The 15,477-nt window shown below is 61.6% G+C and carries 15 protein-coding genes; 6 read left to right on the plus strand and 9 right to left on the minus strand.

The genetic code is table 11. The features are described 5' to 3' along the window. Positions 1-24 precede the first annotated feature (24 nt). The 7 genes from H559_RS0103080 to H559_RS0103110 form a co-directional block, all read right to left on the minus strand. On the minus strand, positions 25-681 hold the full coding sequence (locus H559_RS0103080) for an esterase/lipase family protein (protein WP_028451479.1): 657 nt from the start codon (positions 679-681) through the stop codon (positions 25-27). Between the two features lie 21 nt (positions 682-702). Further along, positions 703-1,236: a DUF1523 family protein gene (locus H559_RS0103085; protein WP_028451480.1), complete on the minus strand. Its 534-nt coding sequence runs from the start codon at positions 1,234-1,236 to the stop codon at positions 703-705. A gap of 76 nt (positions 1,237-1,312) precedes the next feature. Then, complete coding sequence (locus tag H559_RS0103090) at positions 1,313-1,648, minus strand: hypothetical protein (RefSeq protein ID WP_028451481.1); 336 nt, start codon at positions 1,646-1,648, stop codon at positions 1,313-1,315. A gap of 220 nt (positions 1,649-1,868) precedes the next feature. Further along, entirely contained in the window at positions 1,869-2,099 is a 231-nt protein-coding gene (locus H559_RS18625) for a FeoC-like transcriptional regulator (RefSeq protein WP_051278866.1), read from the minus strand. 14 nt (positions 2,100-2,113) lie between these two features. Then, positions 2,114-4,411, minus strand: a complete 2,298-nt coding sequence (gene feoB / locus H559_RS0103100; RefSeq protein ID WP_028451482.1) for a Fe(2+) transporter permease subunit FeoB — start codon at positions 4,409-4,411, stop codon at positions 2,114-2,116. Further along, positions 4,408-4,683, minus strand: coding sequence for a FeoA family protein (locus H559_RS0103105; protein WP_245579327.1), 276 nt, complete (start codon positions 4,681-4,683; stop codon positions 4,408-4,410). Before H559_RS0103105 ends, feoB begins: the two co-directional genes overlap by 4 nt. An 85-nt stretch (positions 4,684-4,768) precedes the next feature. Then, a complete protein-coding gene (locus H559_RS0103110) occupies positions 4,769-4,969 on the minus strand; it encodes a hypothetical protein (protein ID WP_028451484.1) in 201 nt (66 codons plus the stop codon). A gap of 95 nt (positions 4,970-5,064) precedes the next feature. Between H559_RS0103110 and H559_RS18630 the strand changes: the two genes are divergently transcribed. From H559_RS18630 to H559_RS0103140, 6 genes are all read left to right on the plus strand, one after another. Next, a complete protein-coding gene (locus H559_RS18630; protein ID WP_051278867.1) occupies positions 5,065-6,027 on the plus strand; it encodes a LysR family transcriptional regulator in 963 nt (320 codons plus the stop codon). Positions 6,028-6,160: 133 nt separating this feature from the next. Next, a complete protein-coding gene (locus tag H559_RS0103120; protein WP_051278868.1) occupies positions 6,161-6,589 on the plus strand; it encodes a DUF4019 domain-containing protein in 429 nt (142 codons plus the stop codon). A gap of 113 nt (positions 6,590-6,702) precedes the next feature. Next, a complete protein-coding gene (locus tag H559_RS21305; protein WP_028451486.1) occupies positions 6,703-7,614 on the plus strand; it encodes a helix-turn-helix domain-containing protein in 912 nt (303 codons plus the stop codon). Positions 7,615-7,705: 91 nt separating this feature from the next. Further along, positions 7,706-8,539 (plus strand): class I SAM-dependent methyltransferase, encoded by an 834-nt coding sequence (locus H559_RS0103130; RefSeq protein WP_028451487.1) that lies wholly within the window; start codon positions 7,706-7,708, stop codon positions 8,537-8,539. 338 nt (positions 8,540-8,877) lie between these two features. After that, complete coding sequence (locus tag H559_RS0103135) at positions 8,878-10,782, plus strand: bifunctional metallophosphatase/5'-nucleotidase (RefSeq protein ID WP_211230886.1); 1,905 nt, start codon at positions 8,878-8,880, stop codon at positions 10,780-10,782. 452 nt (positions 10,783-11,234) lie between these two features. Next, the gene (locus H559_RS0103140) at positions 11,235-12,950 is read left to right on the plus strand and encodes a potassium/proton antiporter (RefSeq protein WP_028451489.1); all 1,716 of its coding nucleotides are present in this window, start codon (positions 11,235-11,237) and stop codon (positions 12,948-12,950) included. 275 nt (positions 12,951-13,225) lie between these two features. On the opposite strand, the gene H559_RS0103145 is transcribed toward H559_RS0103140, so the two are convergent. After that, the gene (locus tag H559_RS0103145) at positions 13,226-14,437 is read right to left on the minus strand and encodes a heme biosynthesis HemY N-terminal domain-containing protein (RefSeq protein WP_028451490.1); all 1,212 of its coding nucleotides are present in this window, start codon (positions 14,435-14,437) and stop codon (positions 13,226-13,228) included. Then, positions 14,434-15,471, minus strand: coding sequence for a uroporphyrinogen-III C-methyltransferase (locus tag H559_RS0103150; protein WP_028451491.1), 1,038 nt, complete (start codon positions 15,469-15,471; stop codon positions 14,434-14,436). Before H559_RS0103150 ends, H559_RS0103145 begins: the two co-directional genes overlap by 4 nt. Positions 15,472-15,477 lie beyond the last annotated feature (6 nt).

A 15,477-nucleotide genomic window follows, 5' to 3' on the forward strand; every position in this document is an offset into this window, starting at 1 on the left:
TAACAATCAGGCAAGCCATATTAGTCACCCGATTCCTTTCTGGAAATTTTCAACGGCATTCTGGTGTTGGCCATCAAGCCGGGCAAGCACAACCTCCGCCACCAGCCGGCTGGCAGGCAGCAGCGTGTGCGACACTCGCAGTTCCACCACATCATCCAGCCAGTCGGCCGAGACTTCCGCATACGACACGATGCCGTCATTCGGCTCGACTCCAAACGGGCTGAGGCGCCCCCGCCAGCCGAGAGTGCCGACGATGCTGGTAACCGGAATCCCGGGAGCACCTATCCCCGCCATGCGTGCGGATGACGCCAGCAACTGCCCGCAATCACGGGTTGCAAGGCGATAGAGCGCATTGCGCTGGAGTTTCTTCGCCAGCAGGGCCGGCTGCTGCGGCGAGCCCAGCAGGAACAGGTGACACGGCTGTGGCGAGCCTTCGGCCAGCCCCCCTACGGCGGCACGCAGCAGCACGCCCCCCAGCGAATGGCCGATCACGGCGTACTCGCCCCGCCCCTCTTGAGCCTCCAGCCGCCGCGTCAGCCTGGCGGCAATTGTCGCGAAGTCATCCAGCGCCACAGAGTAGGCAAACGTTTCAACGGTGTGGCCAGCCCGCCTGAGCCGGTGCAGCATGGGCCAGCCCGAGAGCGGCGAGCGGCCCATGCCGTGAACGAAGAGTATGTGCATACCAGCCGGATCGCGCAAAAATCAGGCCTTGAGCTGTACCCTGGCTCGCGTGAGCCGGTGCACGCCCCACGCCAGCGCGATCAGCAGCGCCCCCCACAGGCAGAACCAGAACCAGCGGAAGAAACTCCAGCTGCTGTCATCCGGTGCGGCGAGCGATACGCTGGTCACATTCGGGTAGACCGAGAACATAGTGATGCGCCAGCCGTAGGACGTGATCAGCGCCGGTTTTTTCTCGCTGGCCAGCGCGGCGGCACGTGCCTGCACATCGGCCGAATCGAACTTGAAATAGAAGGGCCAGCCCCAGCGGGTGTCTTCGTTGCGGTAGACGCGGATGTCGGTCACGTCACGCGCGGTGTAGATGTAGAACACATCACTGGCCGGGCCGTCGGCCGGGTTGGATTTGCTGACCGGGCCATCCTTGTCGCTCAGTTTGACTTCGACACCGGTGATCGTGGTGACCGTTTTTTCCGGCAGGAAGTAATCCAGGAAGGCGGAGCCGGCCAGCGCCAGCAGGGCGAGCAGGATAAAGGCGGCAAGACGGAATTTCTGGCGCATGGGGAAGATCCGGGGAGCGGGAGCCCCTGATTCTACGGACAGGGAAAGCCCTGCGCCAGCAGAAGGAAAAATTCCGTCAGCTTCGTGACTCGCGCATTGCCCAGTAGGCCAGCGCCCAGATCAGGCTCAGCGCCGTGTCGTAAAACACCACCAGTTTCAGCAGCACCAGCAGGATCGCGGGCAGGCCGCCAAATTGCGGGAGACCCAGCGCCGCCAGCAGCACGGCGGCAAGGGCAAAGCGCAGCAGGTACAGCCAGCGGTAAGGAATCTGCCGCCAGCCGCGATACGCAAAACGATCCGGTTCGGCACGCTGGATTTCCAGCCTGGCCGGAATCAGCAGATACCAGAAAAAATAGCGGGACAGCGGTGTATCCCAGTTGGCGACGACCATGCGGGCCGTTTCGAGTTTCATCGTGCAGGATTCCGGATCGGGCAGCAGCGCTGCCGGTACGCCATTGTGCCGCAGAGCCGGTGCTTGCGTCCCGCACGGACACCAGAACAGCAATACATAACAAAAACAGACCTATACAGCCATAGCCCTTTATCTCAAAAGGCTACAGCAATATAGGCCTGCGCGTATAAAAGTGCGCCGTCCCCGCTGGAAGGCTGCTGAGCGGGCCGGTGCTGCGCACTCAGCCCAGCCAGCGATAGAACGGCCCGACTGGCGTGCTGCAGCAGCCGGAACACCCGCCGCCCTTGCTGCAGCTGCCGCCACCGCCGGATTCGCTCAGTTTTCCCCGTTTCAGCCATTCACCGGCCAGCTGCTGCACCGCCGATTGTTCGACACCGAAATGGCGCGCGATGTCGGTGGCGGACACTTCGCCCTTGCCGCGCAGATAATCCCGCAATTCAATCAGGCCCATGTTTGCTCCAGAAGCTAGACTTGCGCCGCCTGCCACTGCGGCTGGCGGCCGACGTGGCGACCCAGCAGCAGCGCCGCCACCCAGCACGCCAGCAGAATGCCCAGCACCGTCAGGGCATGCAGCGGTGCGGCGGACCAGTTGGCGAGCTGGTAAAAAAGTGTCGCGGCGCTGTAGCCGACAAACAGTGTCCAGCCTGCCGCAAAGGCCGCCCAGCCGGTGCCGAGTTCGACCTTCATCGCGCCCAGAGCGGCCATGCACGGGGTGTAGAGCAGGATCAGCAGCAGGAAGGCGAATGCCCCGCTCGCGCCGTGGAAATGCTGCTGCATTGCACCGAAGGTGCCGGTGCTGGCTTCCAGCGTCCTGGCGGCCTCCTCGGCATTGCTGACGTCGCCGATATTCATTCCCAGAGGATCGCCCAGCTTGTCGGCGATGGCGCCCAGATTGGCCGGGACGGTAGCAAATGCATCAGCCAGCTTTTCGGTCAGCGCCTTGGACGCCTCGCCTTCAGAAGCGCCGGCACTCTGGCTGTACAGCGTGTTGAGCGTACCGACGACGGCTTCCTTGGCCAGCACACCGGTAAAGAGGCCAACGGCGGCCTGCCAGTTGTCGGCTTCGATGCCCAGCGGCGAGAACGCGGGGGCGATGGTCTTGCCAACGCTGGCCAGCACCGATTTGTCGCTGTTTTCATGACCGAAGGAGCCGTCGGTACCGACTGCATTGAGGATGGACAGCACCATCACCATCGGCACGATCACGCGGCCGGCGTTGACGACGAAATCGCGCAGACGGTCCCAGCTGCGGCGAAGTACGGTGCCCAGCGTCGGACGGTGATACAGCGGCAGCTCCATCACCAGCGGCGCTCCGTCACCGGGCAAGAGGCTACGGCGCAAGAGCCAGGCGGTGAATACGGCAGCGGCGATGCCGATCAGGTAGAGCGCAAACACGATAGTCTGGCCATTGCGCGGGAAGAAGGCCGCAGCGAACAACGCATACACCGGCAGGCGCGCCCCGCAGGACATGAACGGCGCCATCATCGCGGTGAGGATGCGATCGCGGCGCGTCTCCAGCGTGCGCGTCGCCATGATCGCCGGCACATTGCAGCCAAAGCCGATCAAAAGCGGCACGAAGGATTTGCCCGGCAGGCCCAGCGCGCGCATCGCGCGGTCCATCACGAAGGCGGCACGCGCCATGTAGCCGGAATCTTCCAGCGCGGAGAGGATGAGATACAGGCAGCCGACCACCGGAATGAAGGTTGCCACCGTCTGGATGCCGCCGCCCATGCCGTTGGCCAGCAACACCACCAGCCAGGCGGGCGCATGCCAGGCTGCCAGCAGGCTGCCGAGTTCATCGACCAGCAGCGCGCCGAAGGTCTGGTCGAACACGTCGATGAAAGCCGAGCCGACGTGAATCGTCGCCAGGAACATCAGGTACATGATCAGCAGGAACACCGGCAGTCCCAGCCAGCGGTTGAGCACGATGTGGTCGATACGCGCCGTCACATGCCGCGAAACCTTGCCCTTTTCATGGCGCACGGCAGCGCAGAGCTGCCCGGCATAGCGGTAGCGTGCATCGGCGATCAGGATGTCGGCGTCGAGGTCGTATTCAACCAGCAGCGCCGCCTGATGTTCAGCGACGAGGTTTTTCTGCGCGGGGCAGAGCGTTTCAGCCAGATGATCGCCTTCCAGCAGCTTGAGCGCCAGCCACTCTTTCGATAAACCCTGCGCGGTATGCAGCCCTTGCAATTCGTTTGCAATGGCTGCAACGGCATACCCGACCCTTTCCGGCAGATCTAGCGCGAGACCCGGGCTGCTGGCCTGCTGGGCGAAGATGGCCTTTTTCAGCTGTTCCAGCCCGCGCCGCTTGCTGGCCGAAATGGCGAGCACCGGGCAGCCGAGTTTCTCGGCCAGCTGCGCGGCATCGATACTCACCCCCTGGCGCTCGGCCACGTCGACCATGTTCAGCACCACGAGCGTGGGCACCCCCAGCTCGAGCAATTGCGTGGTCAGGTAGAGATTGCGTTCAAGGTTGCTGGCATCGACGATATTGACGATGAATCTGGCACTGCCGGACAGGATGTAATCACGCGTCACCTGCTCGTCGGCGGAATTGTCCGGCGCGGCATTGAGCGAATACACGCCGGGCAGATCGACCACCTCAACCTGCAGGGTTCCTTCGCGCAGGAAACCGCTCTTGCGCTCGACGGTGACGCCGGGCCAGTTGCCCACCTGCTGGCGGCTGCCGGTCAGCGCATTGAACAGTGTGGTTTTGCCGCAGTTCGGATTGCCAAGCAGGGCGATAGTGAAGCCGCTCATGCTGCCGCCTCCGTCAGTTCCACTTCCAGCAACGCCGCTTCATGCTTGCGCAGCGTCAGCGTGTAGCCACGGATGGCAATTTCGTACGGGTCGCCCAGCGGGGCAACACGAACGACGGAAAAGGGAGTGCCGGGAGTAATGCCCATCGCCAGCAGGCGCTGGCGGTAGCTGCGGTTGCCCTGGGCCAGTCTGGAAATGATGCCGCGCTGGCCAGCGGCGAGTTCAGCCAATTGCATGACAATGCCGAGAATGTGAATAGCAACGTTTCTCATTCTACGCAGCAATGCAGCCAGATGATTGTTCTAAATCAAATTTAAGGAAACGTGCGGCGCGGCAGCCGGACAAGCGGCACGCCTGTCAATGCCGCAGCCGGTCACGCAATTGATCCAGCCCGTCGCTTTCATCCGGCGCAGGCAGCACTGAGTCCTGCGGCTGGCTTTCCCACCACGCCGGATGCTGGTACTGCCAGCCATGCGAGAACAGATCAGGCTCGTCATTGCCACCCCAGGCCGGCTCGGGGATCAGAAAGGCGGTGAGTTCGCTCAACCAGGTCAACATGATGCTTCTCGATTGTTCATTGATTCGGATAACTTTCATCCTATATGCATGACCATCTGGCGATAAGCGCCATTTCCCGAATAAACTGTTCTCATATGAAAACAAACCTATCTCCCGATGCCCTGCTGAGCTTCGAAGCGCTGGTACGCCTCGGCAGCTTCACCGCCGCGGCGGCGGAACGCCGCTGCGCCAAGAGCCACATCAGCCAGCAGATCCGCCAGCTCGAAGGCGAGCTCGGCAGCATCCTGCTTTTGCGCACCACGCGCCGCATGACGCTCACCGAGGCCGGTGCCCGCCTGCTGCCGCATGCTGTGGCGATGCGCGAGCTGATGGGACGCGTGCGCGATGAAGTGGAGGACGCGCAGGATGCGATCGAAGGCAGCCTGCGCATCAGCACCACACCTTCGCTGGCGCAGTACGTGTTTTCCTCGCTGCTGGCCGATTTCACGCGCCTGCACCCCGGCTTGCAGGTGCGCCTCGACGCCCTCAACCGCCTGCAGGACCCGGTGCTGGAAGGGCTGGATTTCTGCCTGCGCGCCAGAACGGTCGGCGACGAGCGCCTCGTCGCCCATGCCGTCGGCTATTCGATGGAGCGCCTCTATGCCGCCAGCGCGTATCTGGCCCAGCACCCGCCCGTGCAGGAGCCGGCCGACCTGCAGCAGCATCAGGTGCTGATCAACGACGATTACCAGCACAACCGCCTCTGGCAGCTCTATCGCGGCAGCGAAGCCACCGCCGTGCCCCTCAGGGCCCAGTTCTGCAGCGACAACAATCCGACGCTCGCCATGGCCGCGATTGCCGGCCACGGCATCTGCCAGCTGCCGCATTTCGTGGGCGACCGCTACCGCCAGCTCGGCCTGCTGCAGCCGGTGCTGCCGGACTGGCACGGGCATTTCTCGCCGGTGTTTCTCGTCCACCCCTACCGCCAGCCGCTGCCACGCAAATGCCGCGTGTTCATCGACTACATGCTGCCCCGACTGCGCGCACAGCTGTATGCGGCTGACCACCCCGACATCACGCAGGCACCGGAAACGGCCGCGCGCCGACCGGGCATTTAGTGCCGGGGGGCGCGGGATTTTGCACAAGGCGGCAGTTGCCACAAATGGCAACACAGCAGAAAGGCATGCTTGAGCCGGCCAGCGCGGCAGGCGTATAACCCACTGATCACAAGCAGAAGGGAGGGCCACGCTCATGTTCAGATCCACATCCCTTGCACGACTCTGGCTGCTGCTTGCGGCCATTTTTCTGGTCAGCTGCTCGATGTCCGAGGATTACAAGCAGGCCGAACAGTCAGTGCCACGCTTCCATAGCAGTTACGATGCCGGGGAATTCAAAGCCATCTACAGCACGGCTGGCAATGAGCTGAAAAAAGCCACGACCGAAGAACGCTTTGTCAAGTTCATGACGGCAGTACACCAGAAACTGGGTGAAGTCACATCCAGCAAGGCCACCGGCAAGAACATCAATTACAACACCTCTGGCACCTACGTAACGCTGAACTTTGTCACCACCTTCAGCAAAGGCAAAGGTACCGAGCAATTTGTCTATCACGTGAAGGATGGGAAACCCCTGCTCATCGGTTACCACATTAACTCGGATGCGCTGGTATTCGAGCAATAGCATGCCAGCCAAAATCTCGGCCGCCAGAGACGACAGCAAGTCGGCCGGATGTGTTGCGTCCACATGGAGCAGGCAGTACCCAAACGCCCTCTTTCCCGGAGGCAGTATCCAGCATGGAGCCGCTTGATCATCGCGTTGCACGCGTCATCCATCTGACCAACTTCATTGAAAGCCGGCTCAGCGCAGAGATGAGCCTGCAGGACATGGCCGATATTGCCTGCTATTCGCCCTATCACCTTGAGCGCGTGGTGGGCGATGTAACCGGCTTTACACCAGTCGATTATCTGCGCCAGCGGCGTATGCTGTGCGCCTGCGAACGGGTCAGACACGAAACGACCAGCTTGCTGCAAATCGCACATGAAGTCGGTTTTGGCAGCAATGCCAGCTTTTCACGCGCATTCCGCCGCCAGTTCGGCTTCAGCCCGCGCGACTGGCGACAAGGCGCATGGCGCGACTGCCTGAAACAGAACAACCGGCGCTGGCACTCGTTTTTCAAGGCCAGCGACTCCGAAACATGGTTGAAAAACTGGCATGCCTGGTGGGAGACCCTGCAGGCGAACCGCTACGATGTCGGCGCCAAGGTGCAACTGCGCCAGCTCAGTGCAACGCCCGTCTGGTATTTACGGCATTTCGGTGTTCGCAACGGCGAAGCACTGATGAGCACCAATTCGCAACTGACCGCTCTGTTGAAGCAACAAGGCCATGCGGATGCGCATACCAGCTGGATTGATGTCTGGTGGAGCGACAGTGCGTTTGCCCAGCCAATCGATTTCATTTCCGAGCGCTGCATGGTTGCGCAGGGGCCGCCACCGCCCGGCCTGGCAGGCCGTCTGCTGCCAGGAGGTTGTTATGCCAGCCTCGATTTCGAGGGCAGCCATGTTCACACGGCCTGGATCTATGAAGACTGGCTGGAAAAACAGACCTTCTGGACTGCAGACGCCACTCGCCCGGTGATGGCCCTGCGCCAATTCACCGATGAGCAATTAACTGGCGGCACCTACCTGGTCCCGCTGCGCCAGCGTTGAGTCGGCTATCAGCAAAAGCTTGAATCACCCTGCGGGGCTACCCGGTTTTAGCGGATAATTGCGCGTCAATACGTACCCAAGTGACCACACCATGAGCGAGCATCCCGAAATCCGTCCCGGTCAATCGACCGAGCTGCTGAAAGCCCTGCACATCCTCACCCGTGAGGGGAAGATGAACCAGGACAGCCGCCGCAAGCTCAAGCAGGTGTACCACCTGTTCAATTTCATCGAACCGCTGCTGACTGAACTCACCAGCAGCAAGCAGGACATCACGCTGGTCGATCATGGCGCGGGCAAGTCCTACCTCGGCTTCATCATCTACGACCTCTTCTTCAAGGATCGCGCGCCCGCCGGCAAGATTTACGGCATCGAAACGCGTGACGAACTGGTGCAGTCGTCGATGAAGCTGGCGCAGAAACTGCAATTCCAGCACGGCATGCGCTTTTACAATCTCAGCGTGGCCGATTCGATCACCTCGGACAAGCTGCCGGCGCAGGTCGACGTCGTTACCGCACTGCATGCCTGCAATACGGCAACCGATGACGCCATCCATTTCGCGCTGGAAAAAAAGGCCCGCTACATCGTGCTGGTGCCCTGCTGCCAGGCCGAAGTGGCCAGCGTGCTCAAGCGCAACAAGCCGCGCATGGGCACGGCCCCCTTGTCGGAAATCTGGCGCCACCCGATCCACACGCGCGAATTCGGCAGCCAGATCACCAATGTGCTGCGCTGCCTGCAGCTGGAAGCGCACGGCTATGCGGTGACGGTGACCGAGCTGGTCGGCTGGGAGCATTCGATGAAAAACGAACTGATCATCGCCGAATACAAGGGCACACCGAAAAAGCAGCCGAGCGAACGGCTGACTGCCTTGCTGAACGAGCTGGGGCTGGAAGAACTCGCTGGACGTTTCTTCACGCCGGCAGGCTGAGCGCAGCACGGGTAGCTCCCTGTAACGAATCCAGGCCGTACTGACCAGAGCCACAGGCAATATGAAGGGTATAACAATGAAGCCATTTTAAATAAATGGCCTCATGGATATACAGCACACCGTATAAGAAAAGCAGAAGCACCGTCACTGAATAGCCCTGCATGCCGACACAAGGGAGGCACGCATCCCGATTCCGGCGCTACGAATGCAGGCAAGCAAATTGCCCAGGTAGCAGTCTGCATGCCCTCTTGGCGCTGCAATGAAACTGCCTCACAAGCAAAACATCCCCGCAATAAACATCGGCTATGGTCTTGCCATTTTCTTGTGATGGCGGAGGCATGATGCATTCATACAAAACAGCGCTGGCGCTCGGCGCGATACTGCTGGGCTCGGCTGGCTTGGTCGCATGTGGTGGTGGCAATGGAACGGCGAATGGCGGTAACAGCAATCCGACACCTACACCGACACCAGTCGCCTTCTCGCCACTGGAAATCAATATCGCCCATATCAATGACCACCATTCGCAGCTGGAAAGCTTTGCCGCACAGACGCTGAAGCTTGATGGCATTGATACCCAGGTCGATCTCGGTGGGTTTGCGCGGGTGACCAGCGCCTTCAAGGAGGCCGCCGGCAAGAAGAATCTGCTCAAGCTGCATGCAGGCGATGCCCTGACCGGCACGCTCTATTACACCTTCTTCAAGGGCAAGGCCGACGCACAATTGATGAATACCGTGTGCTTTGATGCCTTTGCACTGGGAAACCACGAGTTCGACGATGGTGACACCGTACTGAAAGGGTTCATCAACGAACTGCAGGCTGGCAGCTGCAAGACACCAGTGCTGTCGGCCAACATCGAACCCGCGGCAGGGACGCCGCTGCTTCCCGCTGCCGGTCAGGCCCTGTTCAAACCGTATACGATCAAGACCTATGAAGGAATCAAGGTCGGGATCATCGGGCTGACCATCAGCGGCAAAACCGTCAACTCATCCCGCCCGCTGGACAGCACGCGCTTCCTTGATGAAGCCGCAAGTGCCCAGCGTTATATCGATGAACTGAAAGGCCAGGGCATCCGCCACATTGTATTGCTGACTCATCAGGGATACGAAAACGACAAGGCACTGGCCGCGAAGCTGACCGATGTGGATGTCATCATCGGCGGAGACTCTCATTCACTGCTGGGTGATTTCTCGGCGCTCGGCGTGGCCAGTTCAGGCACTTATCCGTCGATGGTCAAAAACAAGGATGGCCAGACTGTATGTATCGGCCAGGCCGGCGAATATGCCAAAGCCTTTGGCTTGATGAATGTGAAATTCAATCCACAGGGCGCCATTGAACAATGCCAGGGACAGGCCTCGCTGCTGGTCGGCGGCACGTTCAAGCGCAAGGATGCAAACGGCCAGTTCGTTGCAATGTCCGCGACCGACCAGGCCACACTCACCAGCAAGCTGGCCAGCGTTCCGGCAGTCAAGGTGATTGCGCCGGATTCTGCTGCTGCCACCCTCCTGTCCGGTTACACCAGCAAGGTCAACGAGGAAAAAGCCAAGCAGATCGGTTCGACTACCGATGCCCTCTGCCTGGTACGCGTCCCAGGCGAGAGCACCAATCGTTCTGCGGGCGTGACCGGATGTGAGTCTGCCAATACCCTCGCACGGGGCAGCGATATTGCCCAGATCGTGGCCGAAGCGTTCTTGGATGCCAGCAAACGTTCGCAGATTGCACTGCAGAATGCGGGCGGTGTTCGCGTACCGGTAGCAGCAGGCACACTGACCATGAATACGGCATTCACCATTCTGCCGTTTACGAACGTGCTGGTAGAAATGAATCTGAAGGGCAGCGAAATTGTGCAGGCCCTGGAAGATTCTGTCGCCAATCATCTGGACAACAAGCAATCCGACGGTTCGCAGCCGTATGCAGCCGGCCTGCGCTGGGATCTTGACATGAGCAAACCGGCTGGCAGCCGTTTCAGCAATGTCCAGGTCCGGGATCGCAAAACAGGCATCTGGAGCCCCATTGAGGCCAACCGCGAGTACATCCTGGTCACGAACGACTTCATCGCTGCCGGCAAGGATGGCTACACCGCACTTGGCAAGGCATACGCGGAAGGCCGCTACATCAACACCTACCTGCTCTATACACAGTCTTTTGCAGACTATGTGCAGAAAAAAGCCACTGTCACTCGCCCGCTGCGCAGTGAGTACTCGCATCAGAAGGTGACTACCAAGGCAGGGGTTCTGCTGCCATAGGCGGACAAGGCCTAAACGCCAGCACTTCTCAGCACCAGCCCCGGGCAGGCATCCTGCGCGGGGCTTTTCGTTTTCCTGCTCGTCGCCCTTTTCCCGGCGACGCCTGCAGTTCATCGGCAAGAGCGGCAAGCCGCCTTATCGCCGGTAGCTGGCTGCACCATAGCCAGTCATCACAGGCACTGGCATGCAGCTACACCAGCCAGCTTTGCTGCAAATGCCAATACAAGCCAATGTATATCCATACAGACTTTTTATATAAAAGGCTACGAATGCATACCCTAAATATTGACAACTGCAAGCTGTCGACAGCGCCAGCTGCGCGCCCCGAACAAATCCTGCCCTGTACATGAACGCCGTGCAGGCGCTAAGCTCGGTGGGTGATACCGTCATGGAGAGACACCGCTTGCCTGCCTCGCCCCTGCACCTGATGAACGCGAACGGAGCCTGTGCGCATGGCTGACGTCAATACGCTTGCGCTGCTGTTCGGTGCCCTGCTGCTGACCGCGATGGTCGCAACCTCGCTGACCAAGCGCCTGGGTACGCCCTTGCTGCTGGTGTTTCTCGGCGTGGGCATGCTGGCCGGCGACAGCGGCCCGGGCGGGCTGATCTTCAACGATTTCGAACTGTCCTACACGGTGGGCAATCTGGCACTGGCGGTCATCCTGTTCGACGGCGGCCTGCGTACGCGCATCTCGACCTTCCGCGTGGCACTGAAACCGGCACTGCTGCTGGCGACCTTCGGCGTGGCCATCACGGCAGGCATCACTGGCGCATTTGCCGCCTGGATACTCGATCTGCCACTGCATCTGGGCTTTCTGCTGGGTTCGATCGTCGGCTCGACCGATGCGGCGGCCGTCTTTGCGCTGCTGCGCAATTCCGGCGTGAAGCTCAACGAACGCGTGGGCGCGACACTCGAAATCGAGTCGGGCATGAACGACCCGATGGCGATTTTTCTCGTGATTGTGCTGATTGCTGCCGCGACCTCCGGTTCGCTGTCACCTGCGGACATGGCGCTGGAATTCGTACGCCAGTTCGGCATTGGCATCGTCTGTGGCGGCGCCGGCGGCTGGCTGGTTTCGCGGCTGGCCAAGCGCCTCACGCTCCCGGAAAGCCTGCATCCGCTGCTGCTGCTGGGCAGCGGCCTCGCGCTGTTCGGTGCAACGGCAAAGCTGGGCGGCAGTGCCTTCCTCGCGGTGTATTGCGCCGGGATGATCATCGGCAACCGGCCACTGCCGGCGCGTGAACACAGCCTGCAGGTGCTGGACGGGCTGGCCTGGCTGGCTCAGGCCGGGATGTTCCTGTTGCTGGGTCTGCTGACAACGCCCTCGCGCGTGCTGCCGGAATTACCGCAGGTGCTGCCGATTGCCCTCTTCCTGATGCTGGTGGCACGCCCCCTGAGCGTGCTGCTCTGCCTGCCGCCCTTGCGCTTCCGCTGGCGCGAGCTGGTGTTCGTCAGCTGGGTTGGCCTGCGCGGCGCGGTGCCGATCGTACTGGCGGTGTTTCCGCTGCTGGCTGGTGTCGAGCACGCGCTCCTGATGTTTGATGCCGCGCTGGCGGTCGTCATCAGCTCGCTGCTGATCCAGGGTAGCAGCATTGCCTGGCTCGCGCGCGTGCTGAAAGTGGAAGTGCCCGGCTACCCCGATCCGCTGGCGCAGCATTCGCTGCACGGGGAGGATGATGCACACTGGCTGCTGGTGCAGTACCGCGTGGCTGCCGGAGCTGACATCGTCGATGCCCCCTGCACGCAGCTCGATATCCGGCAGGGGCTGGCGGAAACGCTGGGCGTCTGGCGGCAAGGCATGCTGCTGCATCCGGAAAGCAGCCTGCTGCTGCGCGCGGACGATCTGGTGCTGCTGGCGGCGAACGAAGCCGCACTGCCCGAGCTGGGCGAGCGGTTTGCCGCGCAGCAAAGCGGCAAGCAGCTTGATGCGCAGCGTTTCTTTGGCGAATTCTACCTGCATGGCGATGCACAACTGGGCGATGTGGCCATGTTCTGCGGCTGCGCCATGCCGGGCGACCCCGATCTGAGCCTGGCCGACTGGATCTGCGCCACCCTGCACCGCCAGCCCACGGTCGGCGAGCAGGTTGCGCTCGGTGGCGTCACGCTCACCGTGCACGAAATCGAAGGCGGAAAAATCACCAGCGTGGGCCTGAAACTGCCAGGCTGAGGGGCCCGTTCCCGACAACAATGCCAGCCCTTGCGGCTGGCATTGTTGTCATTGCGGAGGCCTGCAGGTCCTGCCGGTCATCCTTGCGGTTCCGTAGCCGATGCCCCCTGCCCTGGTCAGCAGGAAGATGCTGCCTGGGGTAAGTCATGCGATATCGGCACTATCGGCGGCGACTCTGGTCACGCGATTATCAGATACCCAAATAACTATGCCCGTGCAGCCCTTATAATTAAAGGGTTACACGGGCATACGTACCACACATTGAGGTGAATCGCTTAATGTGCGATGGCACCCTGCTGCAGGGCCAGCTGCAGGCTGGCGCGATAATGGCGGTTGGCGGCGTCATCGCGCTCGAGCTGTTCGAGCAGGCCGGCCAGTTCGGCATGGGCGACGGCGCTGGGCGCGACCGACAGGCTGGCTTCCAGATAATTCTGCGCCTTGCCCCACAGGCTGTGGCGGCGGCACAGGCGGCCCAGCGTCAGCAGCAATTCGGCATCGTTCGGATGCTGTTTCAGCCAGGCTTCGGCCTGCTGCAGCTGACCGATCTGTTCCTCGTCATTGAGCTGCAGCTGACCATACACCAGTGCCAGTTCGCTCGACCATTCGCCGGACGCCAGCGCCTTTTCGATCAGCACACGGGCTTCGTGCTCCTCGCCCTGCGCGATAAAGGCGCGCGCCAGCTCGGCCACCAGCAGGGCATCCTGCTGCTCAATCGCCGGCAGCCTCTTCCACCACTCCTTCAGCTCGCGCGGTGACAGCTGCTGCTGGCGCAGCTGCAGCAGGTGAGTCTGGCGCTTCAGGCGCAGTGCCTGCTCTTCGTCGATCGCCTCGCTGCGCTGCAGCTGATCGACCAGACGCAGAACGGCATCGTGCTTTTCTTCGCGCTGGCGCAGGCGCATTTCAAGCTTGAGCGCTGCGGTGAGCTTGGGCGAAACGGCCCGCGCTCGCGCGAGCGCAGCGTCGGCGTCGGCGTAGCGGCGTTCGTCCAGATACAGTTCGGCCATCGTCATGCTGGTCGCCAGATGCTCGCTGCCAAGGCGCTGCTGCAGCTGGGCAAACAGCGCGTCGCGGCGCTCGTAGTCGCGCACGACATGCGCGGCGCGCGCGGCCAGCAAAGCATTCACGGCAAAAATCTCGTCGCTGTCGGCCAGCTTCAGTGCCTCGGCAGACAGGCGCTCGGCGCGCTGGTAACGGCCTTCGAAGAAAGCGATGCGGGCACCACGCTCCAGCGCCCGGGCCTCTTCGTTGCGTTGTTGCTGTCGATAGCGCTTCACGCGCTCGGGCAGTCCGGCCAGTTCGGCGACGATGCGGGTCAGTGCATAGAGCAGAGCCACCACAACGATCAGCGAGACAATGAGCAGGTTGAGCGAAAGTTCGATCCGCCAGGGCGGGACGATCAGCAGGGCGTAACCTGTATTGAGTACGGCAATCTGGGTCGAACCGACCGCCAGCGCCGCAAGTGCAATCAGCCAGATGAGTGCTTTCACGGTTTCACCTTTTCACTGGCCAGACGAGCAGCCTGCGTCGCAGCCAGACTGGCGGACAGGCTGGGCAACTGGATCACCAGCTCCTGCTGCTGCAATGCCTTGAGCGCTTCGGCAAACTGGCGGGCTTCCGGTGATTTTGCGTCGAAATAACTGTCGAGGTAACGCTGGGTCGCCACAATATCAGCCCGGAATGCATCTTCATTGCGCAGCAACAGTGCGGTACGGGCATCCAGCAAGCGCAGCTTGATGTTTTCGCGCAGGAAGAAGGCCTGCTCGGGCGACAGCAGCACGGCATCGGGCTGATCCATGCGGCGAATACGGATCAGCTGGGTAAATTCGTGCCAGGCCTCGGCACCGAAACGCTCCAGCCACGACGCATCCTGCGGCAAGGCAGCGGCCTGCGACACGGAGCGGCGTTCATTGAGCGCCAGCGGCAGCTTGTCCACCAGAGCCGTCAGCGTATCAATGCGGGCACTCACCCCCACCACATCAAGATAGGGCAGGCCTTTGAGTGCAGCACTGTCCTTGGCAATGGCCTGCCGCAATGCAATCAGTTCGGGGCGGTTGAGCTGGGCCAGTTTCTGGTCAACGGCGGCCAGCGCGGTGAGCGCGGCATTCACATTGCCGGCCAGCTGCAACTGCTGGCTGGCAAAGGCGAGCGTCTGCTCGACTTCGGCCAGGCCGCGCTGCGTTTCGCCACGGGTGAGCGCATCATACATGGCGGTCAGATTGGCCTGCTGGCTGGCGGCCGCACTCTGCTGCCCCTCGACGAGGGCCAGCTGCTGCTGCAGACGCAGCTGCTGTTCCTGCAGATTGCGCAGCAGTTTCTGCTGCTCGACCTGCTGGCTGCTGCCGCTGGCAAGCTGGGTGCTGACCACCTGACGCAGAGCGGCCAGCTCCTGCTGCTGGTGAATCCACAAGGCAGCGCAAGCCAGCAGGGCGGCGCCTCCCAGAAGCAGGGCGGGCTGCAGGCGCGAGCGGCGCACGGGCGGCTTCAGGGCATCGGCCAGGGTATCGCTTGCTTGTTCCGTCATGGTCGT

This window comes from Chitinilyticum aquatile DSM 21506 (genome assembly GCF_000430805.1).
GTDB classification, from domain to species: domain Bacteria; phylum Pseudomonadota; class Gammaproteobacteria; order Burkholderiales; family Chitinibacteraceae; genus Chitinilyticum; species Chitinilyticum aquatile.